We start from the raw sequence: 18,785 nt of genomic DNA, 5'->3' as shown, positions 1-18,785 counted from the left end.
CGCCACGCCGTGTCCCGGGTAGATGAGTCTCCCAGCGCGCACCGCCGCCGCATCGGGGCTACCCTCGCCGCCGATCTCTCGGCATCGACGTCGAAGATCGAATCACGCTCGATCACAAGCGGTTTCATGATTACTGTGCCGAAAGCAGTACGTCGTCGAGCGCCATGCAAAGCCCGTGAAACAGCATTGAGGTGTAGTTCATTGAACGGTGGCCGCTATCGAGGCGTCCGCACAGAACGTCTCCCCATGTCCGTAGTCATTGGCGATGTATCGACGTGTAATGCGCAGTAGAACAACAGTATTCGCGACACACGGAACGGCCGGCCGCCGCCGAACGCCACCTCGCCAGCTGTCAAGCCCAGCCTGATAGCCGATTGACCTTCAGGCTGGTGCGGCCTACCACCTCACACAACGCGACGAAGTGCGCTTCGATGAGGGCGTCCTCCTCTGCTCCGCACCGCGCCGAGCAGTTCGGTATTGCTGACCGCGCCCTAACAGGGATGACCGGCACCGGGCAAACCCGGGCCCGGCTGGCTCGGCACGGCGCCGAAAATCGTGTTGGCAATTCGCTAAGCGGTCTTTCTGTACCGATTTCTCGACTTCTGTGCGCACGTGGTACTACCCAGCACCGCGGCGGTTACCTAACCTGGAAGAGGGTATTGCGAAATGATGATGCAGGCGGCCAACTGGCACGACCTTCGCGGAGTGGTAGCCATCGGGGCTTCCGCTGGTGGCGTCGAAGCGGTGTCGAATTTGGCCGCGGGACTATCGCCGGATCTGCCCTACGCCTATTTGGTGACTTTGCACCTTCCTCCGAGTGCACCCAGTGCCCTGGCCCGTATCATCGACCGCAACGGGCCGCTGCCCGCCGTCACCGCCAAAAACGGCGCCCCGCTGGAACCGGCACACATCTACGTGGCCAGTCCAGACCGCCATCTGCTGGTTGCTGACCATCGTGTGGTGTTGTCGCAGGGGCCGACCGAGAATGGACACCGACCGGCCATCAACGCCTTGTTTCGTTCGGTGGCATTGTCTTTCGGGCCGCGCGCGATTGGCGTGTTGCTCTCCGGTGTTCTTCACGACGGGGTGTTGGGGCTGTCGGCGATTCGTTCCCGCGGTGGCTATGCGATCGGCCAGTCACCCAATGACGCCCTTTTCCCGGCCATGCCGATTAACGCCCAGAACGCGGGTGTATTGAACCGCATGGCCGCGGCAGCCGATGTTGGCGCGGTGCTCAAGGAGCTGTCGCATCGAGAATTAGAGGAGCCGGAGGTGGAGCCAGATGACGCGATGGAGTTGGAGAATCGAATCGCCATGACAACTCGCTTCTCCACCGCATTCGATACCCAGGAATTGGGTCCGGCGTCGGGATATACCTGCCCGGATTGCAACGGGTCGCTGGTTGTGGTCGGCGAAAGCAACTTTCGGTGCCGCGTCGGTCACGCCTGGACCCCGGACGCACTGCTGGCCGCGCGCGACAACGAAGTAGAGGGCGCGCTCTGGGTCGCACTGCGCAGCCTGCAGGAGAAGGCCAAACTGTCGCGCCAACTGGCCGATAAAGCCGGCCCCGGCACGCTCTTTCAGCGCTACACGGAGTTGGCAGAGGAAACCGAATGCGCATTGAGCATACTGAGCGAACGGCTGGCGGCCGGTGGACCTCGTCGGGGTGATGCAGTTGGTTGACCCCGTCCCCACGATGCGGATCGACATCGAACGCCAGCACCGGGTGTCGACCCTGACCGCCGATGGTGTGCTGGACAGCTCGACCTACCGAAGCTTGCGGGACGCCGTGATCAAGGCTGCTCTTGACGAGCCGCGAGCAGTGATCGTGGACGTGAACCGGCTGTCGGTGGCGTCGGACTCGGCGTGGGTGGTCTTCACCAGCGCCCGCTGGCATGTCAGCATCTGGCCAGACGTGCCGATCTTGCTGGTCTCGAGCGATGCAAAGCGCCGCCGCGCCATCGCCTCGTGTGGCGTATCCCGCTATGTGCCGGTGCATCCCACTCGAGAATCGGCGCTGTACGCCGTCGACGATGCGCCGTTAGCGCTTCGGCGACGGGCGCGCATCGAGCTTCCGGCTATCAGGTCCGGCGTCTCCCTGGCGCGCGCTGTGATCGCCGACTGGCTGACCGGATGGAATCAGCAACACCTGATTCCGGTCGCCGGCACCGTGGCGACGATATTCATCGAAAATGTTCTCGAGCACACCGGCAGCACGCCGGTGCTGGTGGTGGAGAGCTACCAAGACGAGGTCACTATCGCCGTGGAGGATGGCAGCCCGCAACCGGCCGCCCGCCACGAGGACGCCCACCACGGCACCGAGATACTGTCTGGCCTGGCAATCGTTTCCGCCCTTTGTCGCGCCTGGGGCAGCACACCGACACCGGCGGGCAAGACGGTCTGGGGGCTGGTCGGTCCCGAAAATCGGCTCTAACGTTCGCTAGTAGTGTTCGAATCTCGGCAATACGAGCGAATGGCAGCTGCATGAATAACCCGACCGACGAGTCCTTCGAGGCTCTGTTGCGCTACATGCGGGATTCCCGCGGCTTCGACTTCACCGGCTACAAGCGGACATCGCTGATGCGCCGGGTGCGTCACCGAATGGACCACGCCGGATACTCCTCGTTCGAGGAATATCTCGATGTCCTGCAGGCCAGCTCGGACGAATTCGCCGCGCTGTTCAACACGATCTTGATAAACGTCACGGCCTTCTTTCGCGACCCCGAGGCATGGGATTTCGTCAGCACCGACGTCGTTCCGCGGATGCTGGCCGAGCGCGGCCCCAACGACCCGCTCCGGGTGTGGAGCGCGGGATGCGCTTCGGGCCAGGAGGCCTACACGTTGGCCATGCTGTTGGCCGAAGCCCTTGGTCCCGACCCGTTTCGGCAACGGGTCAAGATCTACGCCACCGACATCGACGAAGAGGCGCTCGCCGAGGCGCGCACCGCCTCCTACGACGCCAGGGCCGTCGAATCCGTGCCCGCCGATATGTTGGCCCGGTACTTCGAACAAGTCAACGGCCGCTACATATTTCACAAAGATCTGCGGCGTGCGGTCATATTCGGGCGCAACGACTTGGTCAAAGATGCGCCGATCTCCCGTGTCGACCTGCTGGTGTGCCGCAATACACTGATGTATCTCAACGCCGAGACACAGCGAAATGTGTTGGGCCGCTTGCATTTTGCGCTCGCACCGCAGGGCACGCTGTTCCTCGGGCACGCCGAGATGTTGTTGAGTCACAGCGACCGGTTCACTCCGCTGAACCTGAAGAACCGCATTTTCCGCAAGTCCGCGGGCTCCCAGGCGGGCACCGAACGCTACGACCCGGCTGCGGCGTTCTACGACCGCCACGCTGACTTGCCGGGTCTAACCACCGTGCGCGAGTTAGCTTTTCGTGCTAGCCCCGTGGCGCAGATCGTGGTCACCGGGGAGGATACCGTAGCAATGATCAATCAACAGGCCGAGAGCCTGTTCGGTCTTTCAGCGCGCGACATCGGACGGCTGCTGCGCGATCTCGAGGTGTCCTATCGGCCGGTGGAATTGCGCGCGTACTTAGAGCAGGCAAAGGTGGAGCGGCGGTCCGCGCGAATTCAGGATGTCAAATGGCAACGGCCGGGCACCGAAACCGTGTGGTTCGAAATACACGTCAATCCGCTCATCGACGCCGACAACGGCCTGCTCGGCGTATCGATCGTGTTCTTCGACGTCACCGCGACACGCGCGCTGCTGGACAAGGTCGTGCAAACCAACCGGCAGCTCGAGGCGGCCTACGAAGAACTGCAATCGACCAACGAGGAACTCGAAACCACCAACGAAGAGCTGCAGTCCACCGTGGAGGAACTCGAGACCACCAACGAGGAACTGCAGTCCACCAACGAAGAACTCGAGACCATGAACGAGGAGCTGCAGTCCACCAACGACGAACTGCACACCATCAACGACACCTTGCGCGAACGCAGCCTGGAGCTCGACGATGCGAAGAACTTCCTGGATTCGCTGATCAACTCGGTCCACCTGGGCATGGTCGTGGTGGACCGGGAAATGCGGGTGATCGTGTGGAATCGGGGCTGCGAGGAGCTATGGGGCCTGCGCGCCGACGAGACCACAGGTTCGCCGTTCGCGGCGCTAGACATCGGACTGCCGATGGAGACGGTGCGGCCATTGATCGGGAATGCCTTCGTCGATCCGGACAGCTCGGGTGAAGCGACGGTGGACGCCGTCAACCGGCGCGGACGTCGAGCTCAGGTACGCGTTACCTGCTCGCCTTTCCGCTCGAATGCAGACTGCGTTGGCGGAGCGCTGTTGCTGATGGAGGTTGTCGGCTAAGTAGCGATTGTCAGCCCCGACAACCTCGCCGCATGCTCGGCCGCCTCGCGATGTGCTTGCTGCGCGCGGCGCAACGATTCTTCGGCCCGACGTCGCGCCATCGCGACGCTCTCCTCGGTGGCCCCGATTCCTGCCGCAAGTTCGGCGCGCCTGCGTTGAAGTTCGGCCCCACGGACGCGGGCGGCTTCGGCGCGGGACGCAGCACTGGTGACAGTGCGGCTGGGCGGCGGCGTCAAGCTGTTCGTGTCGTTGGCGGTCGCGGTGTACCTCGGGCCGTCCAACACAAGGTTGAGCAGGACGCGGCCAATGTGGTTGAGCGGAAGCACCAGGGCGGCGCCGGCCTCGGCGGCCGCGGTCGGCATGGAGGGATACGCGGCAGACTCCGGGCTTTGGGCAATGACAAGCGCGCCGGCTCGCTTCATCGCGGCGGTGCCCTGGGCGCCGTCCCGCCCGGTGCCAGAAAGCACCACGGCTACCGCACGTGATCCATACGACCTCGCGAGCGACGCCAGCAATACATCAAAGTGTTGGCGGAAAGGCGCGTCGAGCTGATGCAGGGAGTAACAGCCATCCGGTGTCAGCTCCAGCTGCATTCCGGGCGGGCAGGCGACGACCTGTCCCGGACGAACCGACTGCCCGTCAATCACCCAGCTGACCGAGTGCCCAGTTCGCCTGGCCAGAATCTCGGGCAACACGCTGTTAGGGCCGCCAAGGTGTTGCTGCACGACGATGGCCGCGGGAAAGTCCGTCGGCACGTCACGCAGCACAGTCGCCAGTGCGTCCAATCCGCCTGCCGACGCGAGCAGCGCCACCACCTCAACGGCCGGCCCCTGTACCTCCCTGGCCATCTACCAAGTGTCCACCCATCGACGGCCAGGTCCTAGCCCTCGTTTGGTAGCCAGTGAACGAAGAAGGTCCGGTAAACGAAGTGCTGCTCGCCCGGCGTTTCGCCGTCCGGGCGGCGCGGGTAACCGAATCGGCACGGGGTCTGGCTTGCGCGGAAGGATTCGGGGGTCTCAGCAGAGGAGCCGAAGTGAGAATCGCAATAGTCAGCGGCGACGACGTCAGTGCCAGAGACCGTGCCGATGTCGGCAACGGGGGCTGCAATCAGCTCTGTGGCGCGTTGGCTGCCCATGGACACGACGTGACCGCCTACGTGCGCCGGTCGAATCGGCGCCCCACGGACGTGGGCGCCGAAACCGGCTACCACATGGTGCCGGTGTGCGCCGGGCCCGCCGAGGCACTGTCTCCCCCGCAGGTGCTGCCCTACGTCGGCGATTGGGCTGCCGAACTGGCCAGTGCATGGGTATCTGACCCGCCCGACGTCGTGCATGCATTCGGGTGGCTGGGTGGTATGGCCGCTCAACTGGCCGCTCGGGAGCAGGGTTTGCCGACCGTACAAAGCTTTTACGGCCTCGCTTCGACAATGCCCGGCGATCCCGGTGCCGGTCGGTACCCCGAGCAGTTGCGCTTAGAGCCCCTGCTGGCCCGCAACGCCACCTGGGCGACCGGCGGCAGCAGCGACGAAGTCGATGCTCTGGCCAGAATGCGTCGCGGCCGCGCCGGACTGTCGATCTTGGCCACGGGTGTCGACGTCGAACGTTATACGCCGGTGGGTCCCGCACTGGCCCGCACCGACATGCATCGAATCGTGTGTGCCGCGCCGAATCCGTCGCCCTGCGATGGATTCGACCAGACGATACGCGCGCTACCCAAGCTTGCGGGCACCGAGGTGATCATCGCGGAAACCGCCGCCGCCGACCCCCTCCAGGACACCGACCAAGGTGGGGGAAGAGCCGAACTTGAGGGCCTGGCGACGCAGCTGGGGGTGAGCGACCGCGTCCGCTTCCTGGGTACCGTTGCCGCCGATGAGCTGCCGTCGGTGCTGCGGTCCGCCGATGTGGTGACGTGCACTCCGCGGCAGTCGCCGCGTGCGACGACGGCGTTGCAGGCCATGGCCAGCGGAGTGGCCGTGGTGGCGGTGTCTGTGGGGGCTTTGGCCGATACCGTGGTTCACCCGGTCACCGGGCTGCTCGTGCGCCCCGACCAGCCGGCTGAGCTGATCAGTGCGTTGAAAACGCTTCAGGAACAAAGCTTTCGGCGTGAAGGAATGGGCGCCACCGGGCGGTTGCGGGCGGAGTCGCGCTACGCGTGGAGCCGCCTTGCACTGGACACACTGCACATCTACGACCGGGTTGATTCGCTACGCCAATCGCGAGTGGTGGCCGGCACGGGGTAACCTTCGGCCAGGCCCACTACGATCGTGATTAACCATGGCAACTGTTATCGGCGACACCGCTGCCGCGCTGGCTCCTGGGGTGCGGGGCCCGATCCGGACCGCCCGCCCAAGTTCTAACCAGCAGTCGACGACACTCGCCCGCGAGGCATTGCGCCACGAACAGTTCCACACCGCCGACCCCGATGCCGCCCAGCGGTTCTTTGCCGCGGCGTACCGTCCAGGTTGGCGCACCGGCCGGCTGATGAAGGGTTCGGCTGTTACACACCGGCGCTGCGCGGCCGATGTGATCACCATCGACGAGGTGGTGATCCAGGGCCGATTCGATTGCGATATTCGAGCCGCTGATTCGGTCTTGGTAATTCAGCCGCGGGTGGGGTCACTGACTATCACCGGTGACCGCGTGGTCGCGGCGGACGCTCCGGTGTTGGCCGCCGATGGCATTGAACGCCTACTACAGGTCAATAGCGCGAGCTTCCATGTCGTGTGCATCGAGCCGGGGCTGTTGCGTAAGGTCGCCGCCGCTGGCCACACACCATTGCCGCAGCAGATTCAGTTCCTCAGTTCCCGGCCGCGTTCGGACGCGGCGGTGCGCGCGTGGCGTGCTGCGCTTGACTACGTGACCGACAGTTTTGCGTCCGCAGAGACCGCCAAGCACCCGCGGATCGTAGCCGCGGCGGGGCAACTGCTGGCTGCCGCGGTGCTGGAATGCTTTCCGTCCAACGCGACCGCCGGGCAGGACCGGCTGAGCGACCCGTTGGTTCCCAAGGCCGTCCGCACCGCGTTGTCGTTCATCCATCGCCACGCAGGCAGTGACATCGGCGTCAAGGATGTCGCCGCCGAGGTTCATCTGACGCCGCGGGCGGTGCAGTACCTCTTTCGGCAGCAGCTCGACACCACCCCAACCGAATACCTGCGCCGGGTCCGGCTACACCGGGCCCATCAGGATCTGCTGTCCGGCCACCGAACCAACACCAGCGTTGGGGAGATCGCCCAGCGCTGGGGCTTCGCCCACACCGGCCGGTTCGCTGTGCTGTATCGCCAGACCTATGGAGAGAGCCCGCACACCACACTCAAGCACCATGAGTTAACCGCTGGGCTGCATACTGACACTCTGCGCAGTGTGTAGTAGCCGGTTTACCGCGTCGGTGGCGTCTTCGCACAGCGCTTTGCGACCGGCGGCGTGGGCCACAATGCGTTCGGCCAGTACCCGGACCTTGATGTTCGATTGTTGAGACAACTTAGCCAGCAGTTCGAATGCGGAATCGGCATTGAGTCCGTACCGCAACATCAAAACCCCCATTGCCTGGTTGATCACCGCTCGACGCGCGCTAACCGCTTCGATTGCGTCGGTCATCCGCATCTGTAGATCGGCCTCGGCTTGTTCGGTGATGTCGACATAAAACCCGGCCGTGCCGCCGAACTCGCCACGCTCGTCGTACCAGGGGTTGCCCACCACGATCACCAGGTGCACCGCTCCGCCGGTATCGACGATGCGGCACCGGTTGCCGCACGCCGCCCCATGCCGGCGCACCCACTCAACGAGTTGGGTCACCACGGGCTTTTCATCGGGATGTTTGTGCGTAAGCAGCAGGTCGGTGGTCGGCACCACGCGCCCGGGCTCATAGCCGTGCATCTGGGCGACCTCATCCGACCACTCCCAGTGGTCGTCACTTGCGACGTACCGGAAGCTGCCCACCCGTGGCCAGCGATTCCCCCGGCGCACCGAACTATCGCGCACCATTTAAATGTATTCCGGCAAGCGGCTGGTCGCACCGTTCGTTCGCATCACGGACAGTAAGCCCGAAAACGAAGTCATGCCGATCTGGGCAACGCCGGTGAGTCAGAAGCGTTCTCGCCCTTTGCCATTCGCCGAATCAACAACCGAGTGGCCTTCTCCAGCCTCTCCTGCGCGTCATTCGGGTGGCGCGCGCGGGCGGCCCGCCGCACCGCCGCGGCGATCGTCAAGCCCCGTTCGTAACCGGTGACCACGCGCGGATCCACATAGGAGCCCCGCGCCACCGCCGGCGTATTTCCCAGTTCCTGGGCGACTTCGCGCATTACCGCTGCCGCAACACGTTTGGCCACCCGTTGCGACACGGCCGGATCCGCTTCGGCGAACGCGGCGGCGGCCAGCACCGTGCCGTGCCAGGTCCGCAGATCCTTGACGCTGTACTCGTCGCCGACGAGTTCCTTGAACCGGGCATTGAGGTCGTCGGCGCGAATGTCGGTCCATCCAGATTCCTTGCGACACACTAGAAGTCGTTCGGTGCGCTCGGTTCGGCGCAATAGCGCGCGGACCACCCCCGCCACTGCGGGGTCTTCGATCTCCCAGGTGCGCCGGACCCCGCTCTTGGCAGGAAAGTCGAACGCGACCGCGCTGCGGCGCACACTCACGTGCTCACAGAGCAACGTGGAAAGGCCATATGACTCGTTTTCGTCGGCGTATTGCTCACCGCCGGCCCGGAAGTAGCCCTGATCCAGCAGATGCAGCGCCAGTGCCAGTACCCGATCGCGGGTAAGTCCGCGGCCGGCAAGGTCTTTCGCGATCTGCTCCCGCCACGCCGGCAACCCTTTGGACAGCTCAAGCACTCGGTCGAATTTCTCCTCGGCGCGCTCCTGCTGCCAGGCCGGGTGATAGAGGTACTGGCGGCGCCCGGCCGCGTCGGTGCCGACGGCTTGGATGTGACCGTTGCGGTACGGGGAAATCCACACCTTTTTCCAGGCCGGCGGGATCACGAGATCTTTGATCCGGCCGACGGTTTGGTCATCGGCGAGCAGGTCACCATCGGGCCAGTAATAGGCAAAACCCTTGCCGCGGCGCTTTCGTGAAATGCCGGGCTTGCTCAGATCGCTGCGTCGTAGTCGCATGACGACGGAATTACCCGCGCGGCCAAATGCTTACACCCGCGAGTTACGGCTTGGGCAGCTCGAGATTGCGGGTGCGCAGCCACAGCGGTACCACCATCCAGAACAAGGTGAACAATGCCAGAGCGCAGGCACCGGCGACGATGCCCGCGATATGCCCGGACACTGCATCGAAGATGATCGTCGTCACGCCCGTCATCGCCAGACCGAGCAGCACCAGCCCGCCGTATGCGCAGCGGTGTGCCGCCGAAACCAGCACGAGGAGGCGGTGCCGGCGAAACAGCAGCCGGTGCATACCGACCGGTGCGATCAGCGCCACCGTCGCACCCACCGAGCAGCCCACCGTCACCAGATACACCGTGCGCATGGCGCCACCCAAAACGTTGAAGCGCTGCTGGAAGGGCAGTGTCAACAGGAATCCGGTCAGCAGCTGAACACCGGTTTGGGTCACCCGCAGCTCCTGCAGCAGGCTGGTCCAGTTGCGGTCGAGGCGCTCGACTTCGGTTTCGCCGCCCCGCTTGTGATAGTCCCACGACTGGTCGTTTTCCGGATGGTCGACATCCATGATCGTGATCATCGCATTGATGACGCGTGCTGAACGGCAAACGGCCCGCCACTTCGTTGTGTCGGGCCGTTTGGTCTATCGCGAGGCTGAATCAGCCGGCCATGAACTCGTGGTAGGCCGATTCCAGGTTCGGCGGCAGGGCCGCCACATTGCACTGCCGCTCGGTGTCACCGATCGGCGCCAGAATCCCGCGCAGGTCGTAGTACTCATTGGGGTGCGAGGTGAAGTAGCCGCGAATGTTGGCGGCCGCGTCGCCACGTGGCTGGCCGTAGGCGGCGGTGACCACCTGGCTGGCCCCCGGGTGGCTGGCCAGGTACTGCTGGGCCGCGCCGGTCACCGACGAAACGGTGGCGTGCACACCCTCCGGGCTGCAGTCGGGCGCTGCCGCGGCCGACGGTGCGCCGATAATGCCGATAGCGAGTCCTCCGAGCAGACAACCGGCGCCCACGCCGATACTGCTGAATTTCATGATGATTGATCCTTCGGATAAGCGAATTGATCGCGAATTAGTCCCAAGGGGCTCCCGATCCCCCGAATCCAAAGTAGCCGAGGCGAAAGGGGCAGCCGGGGTGCAGCGGCCGCTGTTCGCCGTCAACGAACAGGCGCTTTTGTTAAGTGCGTGACAGGAGCAACTCGAGTGACACAGTTAGCTAAGCAAACTACTAGGCCTGGGCGCCGATGATGAGGATTCTCAGAGATCCCTGGACGTTCTTAAGGAATCGTGATCGTGATTCGTGACGGAACCGTTATCTCTAGGCGCTGGGGGCCGGTGGTGACACGATATCGATGTGGATACCAGCCAGCACGTGTGGAGCAAACCCGCCGCTATGGCCATCCCGGCGGAGGGCTATTTCGAACTGCAGCGCGGCCGTTACGGCCCGGTTTTTCCCCGGACTCCGGCTTGCTATGGGTTCTCGATCATCGCCAAGGTCAAGCCGGGACGCGAGGAGGCAATTCGTGAGCACGGCAAGGTGATCGAAGCCGCCATCGCCGCCGACCCCGAACTGCTCGCCCCGCTTCGGCTGCACTATCTGCGCTGGCTACTCTTCGATGTCGGATTCGGGCTGCATTTTCAGTATCAGGGCATCTTCGACACCGATTTCGACAAGTACACCGAAGATGCGGTCAAGCTGTTCTCCCTGTCGGGCGTCAGCACGGTGTTCACCAACCTGGAGGGCTTCCCCGAGGACTGGCAGACCAACCCCGAGGCATTCGTCAGGTTCGTGCGCGAGCACCAGTTCCCCAGCTTCCTCGAGTACGGCGAGTACCCCTACGTCACAGCCGACGAGATCAAGAAGGCGCTGCGCCTGAAGGCCTCGTTCTCCGAGATGCTGGACCAGATGCAGTGATCGGCGCTGCCGCATGCTTGATCTAGACAACATCCAGCACATCATCGTCACGCGCACACCCGCGATGACCGGGCGCTATGAGTTCCTCTCGTTCGATGACCCTGCGGGAGGGCGGGCCTGGTTGTCCGAATTGGTGGACAAGGTCCAGTCGGCGGCCGACGCCCGAAGGACGATGGACAGCAACGACCGCTGGATCACGCTGGCGTTCACCTGGAACGGCCTGCGGGCACTGGGCGTCTCCGAAGACGCGCTGGCCACCTTTCCCGACGAATTCCGGGAAGGCATGGTCGCCCGCGCCGATATCCTGGGCGACACCGGGGCAAACCACCCCGACAACTGGGTGGGCGGACTGGCCGGCGACGAACTGCACGCGATCGCAATCCTGTTCGCCCGCAACGATACTGAACACCGGCGCTGCACTGCCTTGCATGCCGATCTGGTGACCCGCTGCTCCGGCGTTCGGGTGTTGTCCTTCCTCGATCTGAACGCGACGCCGCCGTTCAACTATGCGCACGACCATTTCGGGTTTCGGGACCGGTTGTCGCAACCCGTGATCGAAGGGTCCGGCGAAGAACCGACACCGGGCTCGGGAGGGCCGCTGAAGGCCGGCGAGTTCATCCTTGGCTATCCCGACGAAGATGGTGTGGTTCCGAAACTGCCGCAGCCCGAGGCGTTGTCGCGCAATGGCAGCTATATGGCCTACCGGCGGCTGCGCGAACACGTCGGGCTCTTTCGCAGCTACCTGGCCGAGCAGGCCGCGACATCAGACGAGCAGGAATTGCTCGCGGCCAAGCTGATGGGCAGGTGGCGAAGCGGGGCGCCGCTGGCTCTGGCGCCGCAGCGCGACGACCCGGAACTGGGCGCAGATGCTTTGCGTAACAACGACTTCGACTACCGGAATATGGATCCCGTCGGCTATGCGGTACCCCTGGGATCCCATATCCGGCGGCTCAACCCACGCGACACCGCGCCCAATATGAATCGGCGCCGGATGATCCGGCGCGGGGCTACCTACGGAACACAGCTTCCCGACGGCGCGCCTGACGACGGCGCCGATCGCGGGATCGCGGCATTCATCATCTGCGCCAGCCTCATTCGGCAATTCGAGTTCGCACAGAACGTCTGGATCAACGACCGCAACTTTCACGAGCTGGGCAACGAACGCGACCCCTTCTGCGGAACACAGGACGGCACACTGGAATACAAGATTCCCAAACGCCCCATCCGCAAGACGCTCAAGGGCCTGCCCGCCTTCACCACCCTGACCGGCGGCGCATACTTCTTTCTGCCCGGACTCAACGGCCTCAGATACCTGGCGGGTACACCATGAACGCGCGCACCTACAACCAGGATCATCTGGCCCGCAGACACACGCCAGGCCGCCGTCGCATCAGCATCTACTGGACCTGGAGCTATCCCTGGGAATCGCAACGTGATCCGGCCGCCATGGACAATCGGTTCTCCACCATCACCGAGGTCCGCAGGGCGGCCTGGCCCAATTACGAAACCCCCGAATGGGATGCGGCGCATTTTCTGCAGGGCATCGCCGGGACGCTGGAGCTATTTCACCGCTCGACACTGGACTTCCAGAAGCTCGCCGGCGAGGTCACCGGCCACCCGGTCGCCGTCTTCCCGCGCATCGACCAGGCGGGCTATCGGCTGCCGATCGACGAGCGGGTGCTGGCCGACACCGACACCCTGATGGTGTTCGGTCTCGACCACGTGCTCGGACAGGACAAGGCGCAGCCCGGGGAAGTAGCGGCAATTCAGGCGTGGCTGCAGCGCGAAGGCACGTGTCTGCTGCTCGCCCCGCATCACGATGTCGGATTCACCGACGACCAACGGCAGCGTCAGGTCGAGTACCTGCATCACGGCGACCCCTTGGTCCCGCGCCAGCAGCGCTTCAGCCAATACACGCGTTCGCTGATGACGGCGCTAGAAGTGCCGGTCTACAACAAATGGGGTCTGCGTCCGGCGGTTATCGGCTCCGGGGCCGGCGGCAACCAAATAGCGCCGCTCACGGGTTTCCCGGATCTGGATACGCCACGGCTGCTCGACAATGTCACGACCTTTAACTTTCACCCGCATCTGCCGCATTACGAATTGACGGCACCGCAAACCGACGCGCTGCGCGTGCTGGCCCGCCAGCGCATCGATCCGACTCGTCCCCATCCGTTCACCGACGCGGGCAATTCCGAATTCAATGCGCTGGTCTGGATGCCGCCGACGGATCAGCGCGCTGGCGACATCGTGCTGGTCGATTCGACGAATTTCACGACGCTCTTCGGCGGCACCGAAAGTCTGGTGAACTTCTGGCGGAATCTGTCGCTAATGCCTTTCAGCGGTTGAGCTTGCCGTCCCGCACGCCGGTCAGGGCGTCATCGAGCGTCGGATACAGCGGGAAGGTCTTGTCCAATCCGGTCAGATGTATCGGCCTTCTCGTCGCCGGACCGCGCGCAACCACCCCGAACTCAGCGGTGCTACCGAGTTTCTCGTAAGTCGCGGCGAGAATCTTCAGGCCCACCGAGCCGAGGAACTCCACCGCGGACAAGTCGATAACCAGCGCTGTCAGATCGTCGGCTATCACTCCGCCGATGGCTTCCTCAAGGGCCGGCGCGGTGACCAAGTCAATTTCACCGCCGATACTGAGGACCTTGACCCCCTCGTGGTCCTCGACCGTGGCGGTGATCGAATCAGGAGCTGACAATGGCGATCCTTTGTCTGAGCCGTCAGTGTGCTGCAAGCCTAACCCCCATGCGAACTGCGAGAAAGAATAAGACCTCAACACGTCCAACCGGCCGACTCGCGTTAGTCTCGCCATAGGACTCGCGCTCGGTGCAGAGCGCGGTGCAGCAGCGGGAGGTCTAGATGTCAGATTCGCCGTCAGATTTCAGCATTACCAGCGCCGCCGCGCAGACGCTCAACATCTCCAGCGAGGGTTTGCTGCCACAACTCGTTCAGCACCTGCGCCGCAATCGAACCGCACTGCGCGAAGAGTGGGCCCGCAGAATCACCGACGCGGAACTGCTCACCGCAATGACGCCCGAAGAGCTCTTCTCCGAGGCGACCGCCGTCTACGACAACTACGTCGAGGTGCTCGAGACCGGTAGCGTCGAGGCGTTGCAGGCCTACGCGCGCGACCTGTCCGAACGCATCATCCCCCGTGGCGTGGAAACCGACGAGGTCGTCGGCATCGTGCTACTGCTGCGTGACGTTCTGGCCCGATCGTTGTTCGAGAAGTACCAAGCCGAGTTCGGGATGCTGAACCGGGTGCTGGACGCTTATGAACCGGCGGCCAACCGCATCGCCAACACCGTGGCCGTCAGCTTCGTGCAGGAACGCGAGCGCATCATCCGCCAGCAGCAGGAGGCCATCCGCGAGCTGTCGACGCCGGTGCTGCAGGTGCGTGAGCAGCTGCTGATTCTGCCGATCATCGGGGTGCTGGACAGCCAGCGTGCTCGTCAGGTCACCGAGCAACTGTTGCGCGCCATTCGCGCCAACCGCGCCAAGGTGGTCGTCATCGACATCACCGGTGTGCCCACCATCGACTCCACGGTGGCCAACCACCTGGTGCAGACGGTCGATGCCTCCGGGTTGATGGGTGCCAGCGTGATCATCACCGGCCTATCGTCTGAGATCGCCTTGACACTGGTCACGATCGGGCTGGACCTGTCGAAGATGAACGCCGTCGGCGACTTGCAAGGCGGTATCGAAGAAGCCGAGCGCCTGCTGGGCTACGAAGTCACCCGCACCGGCGAATAAAGGAACGCGACCGCACCGACCAACGCGAGCACACCATGCCAGTACCAATCTTGAAGCAAGGCGCCTTTCTCATCGCGTCGGTGCAGGCTGCGCTCACCGACTCCGACACCGAACGGCTCCGGTACGAACTCATGGAGCGCGTCAGCCGGTTCCGGGCGCAGGGCATCATCGTCGACGTCACCGCCATCGACGTGATGGACTCGTTCGCGGCCCGGTCGCTGCGCACCATCGCCCACATGACCCGGCTACGCGGTGCCGAGACGGTGATCGTGGGGCTGCAACCAGAGGTGGCCTTCGCGATGGTTCAACTGGGCTTGACATTCGACGACATGAATACCGCGCTGGACCTGGAAGAGGGCATTGCCCTGCTCAATCGCCAACCGGGAGCAGGCAAATCAGCGATCGGGCGCGACGGTGCCGGATGACATTGTGGTCGTCATAGGCAATCCCGACGACATTGTCGCCGCCCGCAAAGCCGGACATCAGCTCGCGCTGGATCTTGGCTTTTCGCTGACCGATGTCACCATGATCGCCACCGCGATCTCCGAAGTCGCCCGCAACATCACCAGTTACGCTGGGCGCGGCGAGGTTTCGGTCGGGGTTGGAGACCGCGAGGGACGCAAGGCGCTGGTGGTGCGCGCCGAGGACGACGGTCCCGGCATCGCCGATATCGAGCGTGCACTCGAAGACGGGTATTCCACCGGCCGCGGCCTCGGGCTCGGCCTGCCCGGCGCCCGGCGCCTGATGGACCGGCTGATCGTGAAATCCGCACTGGGTCAAGGGACGATCATCGAAATGTGGAAGTGGGTGCCGGCCCGTGCGTGATCACGGCAAGCTGGGGCCGATCGAGTGGGCGATCGCGAGTCGCCCACGACCGGGCGAGCTTGTCTGCGGCGACCAGGCGATCGCGGTGGGCGTCGACGACACTTCCGCGCTGTTCGGGGTGCTCGACGGGCTCGGGCACGGACCGGCCGCCGCAACCGCCGCGCTGACCGCCTTGGACGCACTCCGCAGCGCCCGCAGCGAACGGGTCGAGGTACTGATCCAGCTTTGCCACCGCATGCTCGGCGGCACCCGGGGTGTGGCAATGACCCTGGCGCGCATCGAGTTCGACACCGGACGGCTGAGCTGGACCGGAATCGGAAACGTCACCGCCAACCTGGTGGCCAAAGCGGCAACCGGCATCCAGCTCCGCTCCTCAGCCCGCCTCACCGGCGGAATAGTCGGCTATCGAATTCCGGAAATCACACCCGCACAAGTGGTTTCGACGCGCACCGGCGATCTGATGGTAATAGCCAGCGATGGCATCACCGAGGACCACCTCGACCACATCGACTTCGCCGCCTCGGCAGTAGACATCGCCGACCACATACTGACCAAGCACGCCAAGGAGACCGACGACGCACTGGTGCTCGCCGCGCGTCACCGAGGCAGCTCGAGATGACCAACACAGACGAATTCCGCGATCAGTACATCGCTACGCTCAACGCCTACCTCGAGGCGCGCGGTGAGGACTATTTGGCCGCCGGCCACGAACTGGGCCGGCGAGCGCTGCAGGAACAGATCAGCATCCTCGACATCATCGAGGCTCACTTCCATACGGTTGACAACCTTGCTAAGACTGCTCAGGTCGATGCGCCTGCGGCGCTGGAATTCCTGCTGCAGACGTTGGCCGCACTCGATGTCGCAACCCGCGGATTCCTCGACGGCACCCGCCGATACGCCGAAGAGCGGGCCCGCGCCGAGGATCTCGCCGATCGCGACAAGTTCCGCACCGCCCTGGTCAATTCCCTGCAGGAGGGGTTTTTCGTCGCCGACCACGACGGCGCAGTGGTCGAGATAAACAACGCCTTCGCCGAGATACTCGGCTATTCCGCGGAGGATCTGCCCTACGAATGGCCACACCCGTGGCTGGTCGACAAGACGACCGCGATGCAGGAACAGCAGCGGGTTCGGCGGGAGGGCAGCTCCCAATACGAGACACCGATCCGGCATCGCGACGGCCATCTGGCCTGGGTCACGGTGAGTATCAACGCGGTCACCGGGCCCGGCGCAGATCTCGACGTTTACGTGGGAACCGTTCGCGACATCACCGCCGAACGCGCCTTCGCCGCACGCGAAAGCGCGGTGCTGCGGCTTGCCACGGCAGTCGGCGTCGCCAAGAGCGTGGCAGAGGTTCTGTCGATCACGCTCGACGAGTGCCGGGCGGCGGTCGATGTAAGTCGGGTGGTTTTGGCCGTGTGGCCGCCAGGCGACGGCGAGCCGACTGTCCAGATAGCTGACGAGCCCGCCGAATCGCCGTGGCGAACCCTGGATCCGTTGCTGCGTCAGACATTCCAAGACGCGCGCCATCAGCTGCCGCTGACGGCAAGGACGGTCGAGTGGCCGGAAGCTGCGGGTAAGGCCAAGGGCCTGGTCGCGGTGCTGTCGGGCACCGGTGATGTGGCGCTGTGGCTAGAGCTTGGGGTACCGCGCTGGGTGACCGCCGAGGACCGGCTGCTGGTCACCGTGCTCATCGGGCACTTGAGCCTGGCGATCCAGCATGTCCGCCAGTTCGAGAGCGCCCGCGTGACCTCGCTCACCTTGCAACGTGCGCTGCTGCCACCGATGGAACCGCCGCCGGGCTTCGCCGTTCGCTACGAGCCCGCCGTTCCACCGCTGGAGATTGGCGGCGACTGGTATGACGTGTTGCCTATCGACGATCACCGGATCGGCATCGTGGTGGGCGACTGCGTGGGCCGGGGATTGCCCGCCGCGGCCATCATGGGCCAGCTGCGCAGCTCGGCCCGCGCGCTGCTGATCACCGGCGCAAAGCCCGCGCTATTACTCGAACAGCTCGACGCGGCCGCGTCGCTCATTCCAGATGCGTACTGCACCACCGTTTTTCTGGCCATTCTGGACACCCGGTCGGGAGTGTTGGAATACAGCAATGCCGGGCACATGCCTGCCGTGCTCGCGGGTGCTGGGACCGGGGCTGGGACGCAGCTGCTGACCGATGCATCGTCGGTGCCACTTGCCGTGCGCCGCAACGAGACTCGGCCACAAGCGGCTAGGACGCTGCGGCCCGGCTCAACGCTGATGTTGTTCACCGATGGGCTGGTGGAGCGTAAACACGAGTCGATCGACAAGGGCCTGGACCGCGTCGCGGAGGTTTTGTTGGAAAGCAATGACTTGCCGATCAGCGATGTCGCCGATGCGGTGCTGAACCAATTGGCTCCGCTGGGTGGCTATGACGACGACGTCGCCATGGTGGTATACAGACACCAACTGGCACCGCTTCGTATTGAAACCGACGCTCATGCAGAGCAATTGGCGCCGCTGCGGCGTGAGCTCACCTCATGGCTCAAGGCAGCCGAAGTCCCGGAGGCACAGGCGACCGATATCGTGCTCGTCATCAGCGAGGCCTGCACCAATTGCGTCGAGCACGCCTATCGCGGACACGAAGTCGGCACCATGCTGCTCGAGGCCACGGCCGTCGACGGCGAGATCCGCGCGCGAATCGTGGATTCCGGTTCGTGGAAGACACCCGCCGTCAATCCGGGCAACAGCGGCCGCGGCCTGCCCCTGATCAGGGCGATGAGCGACACGGTGGAGGTCGAAAATTCCTCGAATGGAACCACCATCGACGTGACTTTCCGGGTGGCGGGTTCCACCGTCCCGGCAGTTTGATCGGGTGCAG

At 64.3% G+C, this 18,785-nt stretch carries 19 protein-coding genes; 13 read left to right on the top strand and 6 right to left on the bottom strand.

Annotation, left to right across the window (positions count from 1 at the left end):
- The first annotated feature begins 666 nt into the window (after positions 1 to 666).
- The 3 genes from AWC27_RS10085 to AWC27_RS10075 are packed head-to-tail and all read left to right on the top strand — an operon-like array spanning position 667 to position 4,326.
- A complete protein-coding gene (locus AWC27_RS10085; RefSeq protein ID WP_085670354.1) occupies positions 667 to 1,683 on the top strand; it encodes a chemotaxis protein CheB in 1,017 nt (338 codons plus the stop codon).
- Positions 1,684 to 1,696: 13 nt separating this feature from the next.
- Positions 1,697 to 2,434 carry an STAS domain-containing protein gene (locus tag AWC27_RS10080; protein WP_085670396.1) on the top strand — a complete coding sequence of 246 codons (738 nt, stop codon included), beginning with the start codon at positions 1,697 to 1,699 and terminating at the stop codon, positions 2,432 to 2,434.
- A gap of 50 nt (positions 2,435 to 2,484) precedes the next feature.
- Positions 2,485 to 4,326: a CheR family methyltransferase gene (locus AWC27_RS10075; protein WP_085670353.1), complete on the top strand. Its 1,842-nt coding sequence runs from the start codon at positions 2,485 to 2,487 to the stop codon at positions 4,324 to 4,326.
- Here the strand turns inward: AWC27_RS10075 and AWC27_RS10070 are convergent.
- Positions 4,323 to 5,174, bottom strand: a complete 852-nt coding sequence (locus tag AWC27_RS10070) for a chemotaxis protein CheB (protein ID WP_085670352.1) — start codon at positions 5,172 to 5,174, stop codon at positions 4,323 to 4,325. The genes AWC27_RS10075 and AWC27_RS10070 overlap by 4 nt on opposite strands.
- Before the next feature lie 185 nt (positions 5,175 to 5,359).
- On the opposite strand from AWC27_RS10070, the gene AWC27_RS10065 reads away from it, so the two are divergent.
- The gene (locus AWC27_RS10065; RefSeq protein ID WP_085670395.1) at positions 5,360 to 6,565 is read left to right on the top strand and encodes a glycosyltransferase; all 1,206 of its coding nucleotides are present in this window, start codon (positions 5,360 to 5,362) and stop codon (positions 6,563 to 6,565) included.
- Between the two features lie 34 nt (positions 6,566 to 6,599).
- Positions 6,600 to 7,691 (top strand): helix-turn-helix transcriptional regulator, encoded by a 1,092-nt coding sequence (locus AWC27_RS10060; protein WP_245846973.1) that lies wholly within the window; start codon positions 6,600 to 6,602, stop codon positions 7,689 to 7,691.
- Here the strand turns inward: AWC27_RS10060 and AWC27_RS10055 are convergent.
- The 4 genes from AWC27_RS10055 to AWC27_RS10040 all read right to left on the bottom strand — a co-directional run bounded on the left by AWC27_RS10055 (position 7,650) and on the right by AWC27_RS10040 (position 10,464).
- Positions 7,650 to 8,303 (bottom strand): ANTAR domain-containing protein, encoded by a 654-nt coding sequence (locus AWC27_RS10055; RefSeq protein WP_245846970.1) that lies wholly within the window; start codon positions 8,301 to 8,303, stop codon positions 7,650 to 7,652. The genes AWC27_RS10060 and AWC27_RS10055 overlap by 42 nt on opposite strands.
- Before the next feature lie 74 nt (positions 8,304 to 8,377).
- Positions 8,378 to 9,433 (bottom strand): DNA topoisomerase IB, encoded by a 1,056-nt coding sequence (locus tag AWC27_RS10050; RefSeq protein ID WP_085670350.1) that lies wholly within the window; start codon positions 9,431 to 9,433, stop codon positions 8,378 to 8,380.
- A 43-nt stretch (positions 9,434 to 9,476) separates the two neighbouring features.
- Entirely contained in the window at positions 9,477 to 9,995 is a 519-nt protein-coding gene (locus tag AWC27_RS10045) for a DUF6328 family protein (protein WP_085670393.1), read from the bottom strand.
- A 91-nt stretch (positions 9,996 to 10,086) separates the two neighbouring features.
- A complete protein-coding gene (locus tag AWC27_RS10040; protein ID WP_085670349.1) occupies positions 10,087 to 10,464 on the bottom strand; it encodes a heme-binding protein in 378 nt (125 codons plus the stop codon).
- A gap of 358 nt (positions 10,465 to 10,822) precedes the next feature.
- On the opposite strand from AWC27_RS10040, the gene AWC27_RS10035 reads away from it, so the two are divergent.
- The 3 genes from AWC27_RS10035 to AWC27_RS10025 are packed head-to-tail and all read left to right on the top strand — an operon-like array spanning position 10,823 to position 13,693.
- On the top strand, positions 10,823 to 11,344 hold the full coding sequence (locus tag AWC27_RS10035) for a hypothetical protein (RefSeq protein WP_085670392.1): 522 nt from the start codon (positions 10,823 to 10,825) through the stop codon (positions 11,342 to 11,344).
- A gap of 13 nt (positions 11,345 to 11,357) precedes the next feature.
- On the top strand, positions 11,358 to 12,674 hold the full coding sequence (locus AWC27_RS10030) for a Dyp-type peroxidase (RefSeq protein ID WP_085670348.1): 1,317 nt from the start codon (positions 11,358 to 11,360) through the stop codon (positions 12,672 to 12,674).
- Positions 12,671 to 13,693, top strand: a complete 1,023-nt coding sequence (locus AWC27_RS10025) for a hypothetical protein (RefSeq protein ID WP_085670347.1) — start codon at positions 12,671 to 12,673, stop codon at positions 13,691 to 13,693. The genes AWC27_RS10030 and AWC27_RS10025 overlap by 4 nt, the downstream gene beginning before the upstream one ends.
- Here AWC27_RS10025 and AWC27_RS10020 read toward each other — a convergent pair.
- Positions 13,683 to 14,051 carry an STAS domain-containing protein gene (locus AWC27_RS10020; RefSeq protein ID WP_139801860.1) on the bottom strand — a complete coding sequence of 123 codons (369 nt, stop codon included), beginning with the start codon at positions 14,049 to 14,051 and terminating at the stop codon, positions 13,683 to 13,685. The genes AWC27_RS10025 and AWC27_RS10020 overlap by 11 nt on opposite strands.
- A 161-nt stretch (positions 14,052 to 14,212) precedes the next feature.
- Here AWC27_RS10020 and AWC27_RS10015 point away from each other — a divergent pair, with 161 nt between their 5' ends.
- Genes AWC27_RS10015 through AWC27_RS09995 form a run of 5 tightly spaced genes read left to right on the top strand, consistent with a single transcriptional unit; the run spans position 14,213 to position 18,775 of the window.
- On the top strand, positions 14,213 to 15,106 hold the full coding sequence (locus AWC27_RS10015) for an STAS domain-containing protein (protein ID WP_085670345.1): 894 nt from the start codon (positions 14,213 to 14,215) through the stop codon (positions 15,104 to 15,106).
- A 35-nt stretch (positions 15,107 to 15,141) separates the two neighbouring features.
- Positions 15,142 to 15,531 carry an STAS domain-containing protein gene (locus AWC27_RS10010; protein WP_083115569.1) on the top strand — a complete coding sequence of 130 codons (390 nt, stop codon included), beginning with the start codon at positions 15,142 to 15,144 and terminating at the stop codon, positions 15,529 to 15,531.
- Positions 15,521 to 15,931 (top strand): ATP-binding protein, encoded by a 411-nt coding sequence (locus tag AWC27_RS10005; RefSeq protein WP_139801859.1) that lies wholly within the window; start codon positions 15,521 to 15,523, stop codon positions 15,929 to 15,931. Before AWC27_RS10010 ends, AWC27_RS10005 begins: the two co-directional genes overlap by 11 nt.
- Positions 15,924 to 16,550, top strand: a complete 627-nt coding sequence (locus AWC27_RS10000; RefSeq protein WP_085670344.1) for a SpoIIE family protein phosphatase — start codon at positions 15,924 to 15,926, stop codon at positions 16,548 to 16,550. The genes AWC27_RS10005 and AWC27_RS10000 overlap by 8 nt, the downstream gene beginning before the upstream one ends.
- Positions 16,547 to 18,775 carry a SpoIIE family protein phosphatase gene (locus AWC27_RS09995; protein WP_085670343.1) on the top strand — a complete coding sequence of 743 codons (2,229 nt, stop codon included), beginning with the start codon at positions 16,547 to 16,549 and terminating at the stop codon, positions 18,773 to 18,775. The genes AWC27_RS10000 and AWC27_RS09995 overlap by 4 nt, the downstream gene beginning before the upstream one ends.
- The last annotated feature ends 10 nt before the right edge of the window (positions 18,776 to 18,785 follow it).

Origin of the sequence: Mycobacterium szulgai, assembly GCF_002116635.1 — a bacterium.
Taxonomy (GTDB): domain Bacteria; phylum Actinomycetota; class Actinomycetes; order Mycobacteriales; family Mycobacteriaceae; genus Mycobacterium; species Mycobacterium szulgai.
This window is presented reverse-complemented; position numbering and strand designations above follow the sequence as displayed.

Coding starts and splice junctions, on each gene's coding strand:
- AWC27_RS10085 (WP_085670354.1), top strand. CDS start 667: ATGATGATGCAGGCGGCCAACTGGCACGACCTTCGCGGAGTGGTAGCC.
- AWC27_RS10080 (WP_085670396.1), top strand. CDS start 1,697: ATGCGGATCGACATCGAACGCCAGCACCGGGTGTCGACCCTGACCGCC.
- AWC27_RS10075 (WP_085670353.1), top strand. CDS start 2,485: ATGAATAACCCGACCGACGAGTCCTTCGAGGCTCTGTTGCGCTACATG.
- AWC27_RS10070 (WP_085670352.1), bottom strand. CDS start 5,174: ATGGCCAGGGAGGTACAGGGGCCGGCCGTTGAGGTGGTGGCGCTGCTC.
- AWC27_RS10060 (WP_245846973.1), top strand. CDS start 6,600: ATGGCAACTGTTATCGGCGACACCGCTGCCGCGCTGGCTCCTGGGGTG.
- AWC27_RS10050 (WP_085670350.1), bottom strand. CDS start 9,433: ATGCGACTACGACGCAGCGATCTGAGCAAGCCCGGCATTTCACGAAAG.
- AWC27_RS10045 (WP_085670393.1), bottom strand. CDS start 9,995: ATGGATGTCGACCATCCGGAAAACGACCAGTCGTGGGACTATCACAAG.
- AWC27_RS10040 (WP_085670349.1), bottom strand. CDS start 10,464: ATGAAATTCAGCAGTATCGGCGTGGGCGCCGGTTGTCTGCTCGGAGGA.
- AWC27_RS10035 (WP_085670392.1), top strand. CDS start 10,823: ATGGCCATCCCGGCGGAGGGCTATTTCGAACTGCAGCGCGGCCGTTAC.
- AWC27_RS10030 (WP_085670348.1), top strand. CDS start 11,358: ATGCTTGATCTAGACAACATCCAGCACATCATCGTCACGCGCACACCC.
- AWC27_RS10025 (WP_085670347.1), top strand. CDS start 12,671: ATGAACGCGCGCACCTACAACCAGGATCATCTGGCCCGCAGACACACG.
- AWC27_RS10015 (WP_085670345.1), top strand. CDS start 14,213: ATGTCAGATTCGCCGTCAGATTTCAGCATTACCAGCGCCGCCGCGCAG.
- AWC27_RS10010 (WP_083115569.1), top strand. CDS start 15,142: ATGCCAGTACCAATCTTGAAGCAAGGCGCCTTTCTCATCGCGTCGGTG.
- AWC27_RS09995 (WP_085670343.1), top strand. CDS start 16,547: ATGACCAACACAGACGAATTCCGCGATCAGTACATCGCTACGCTCAAC.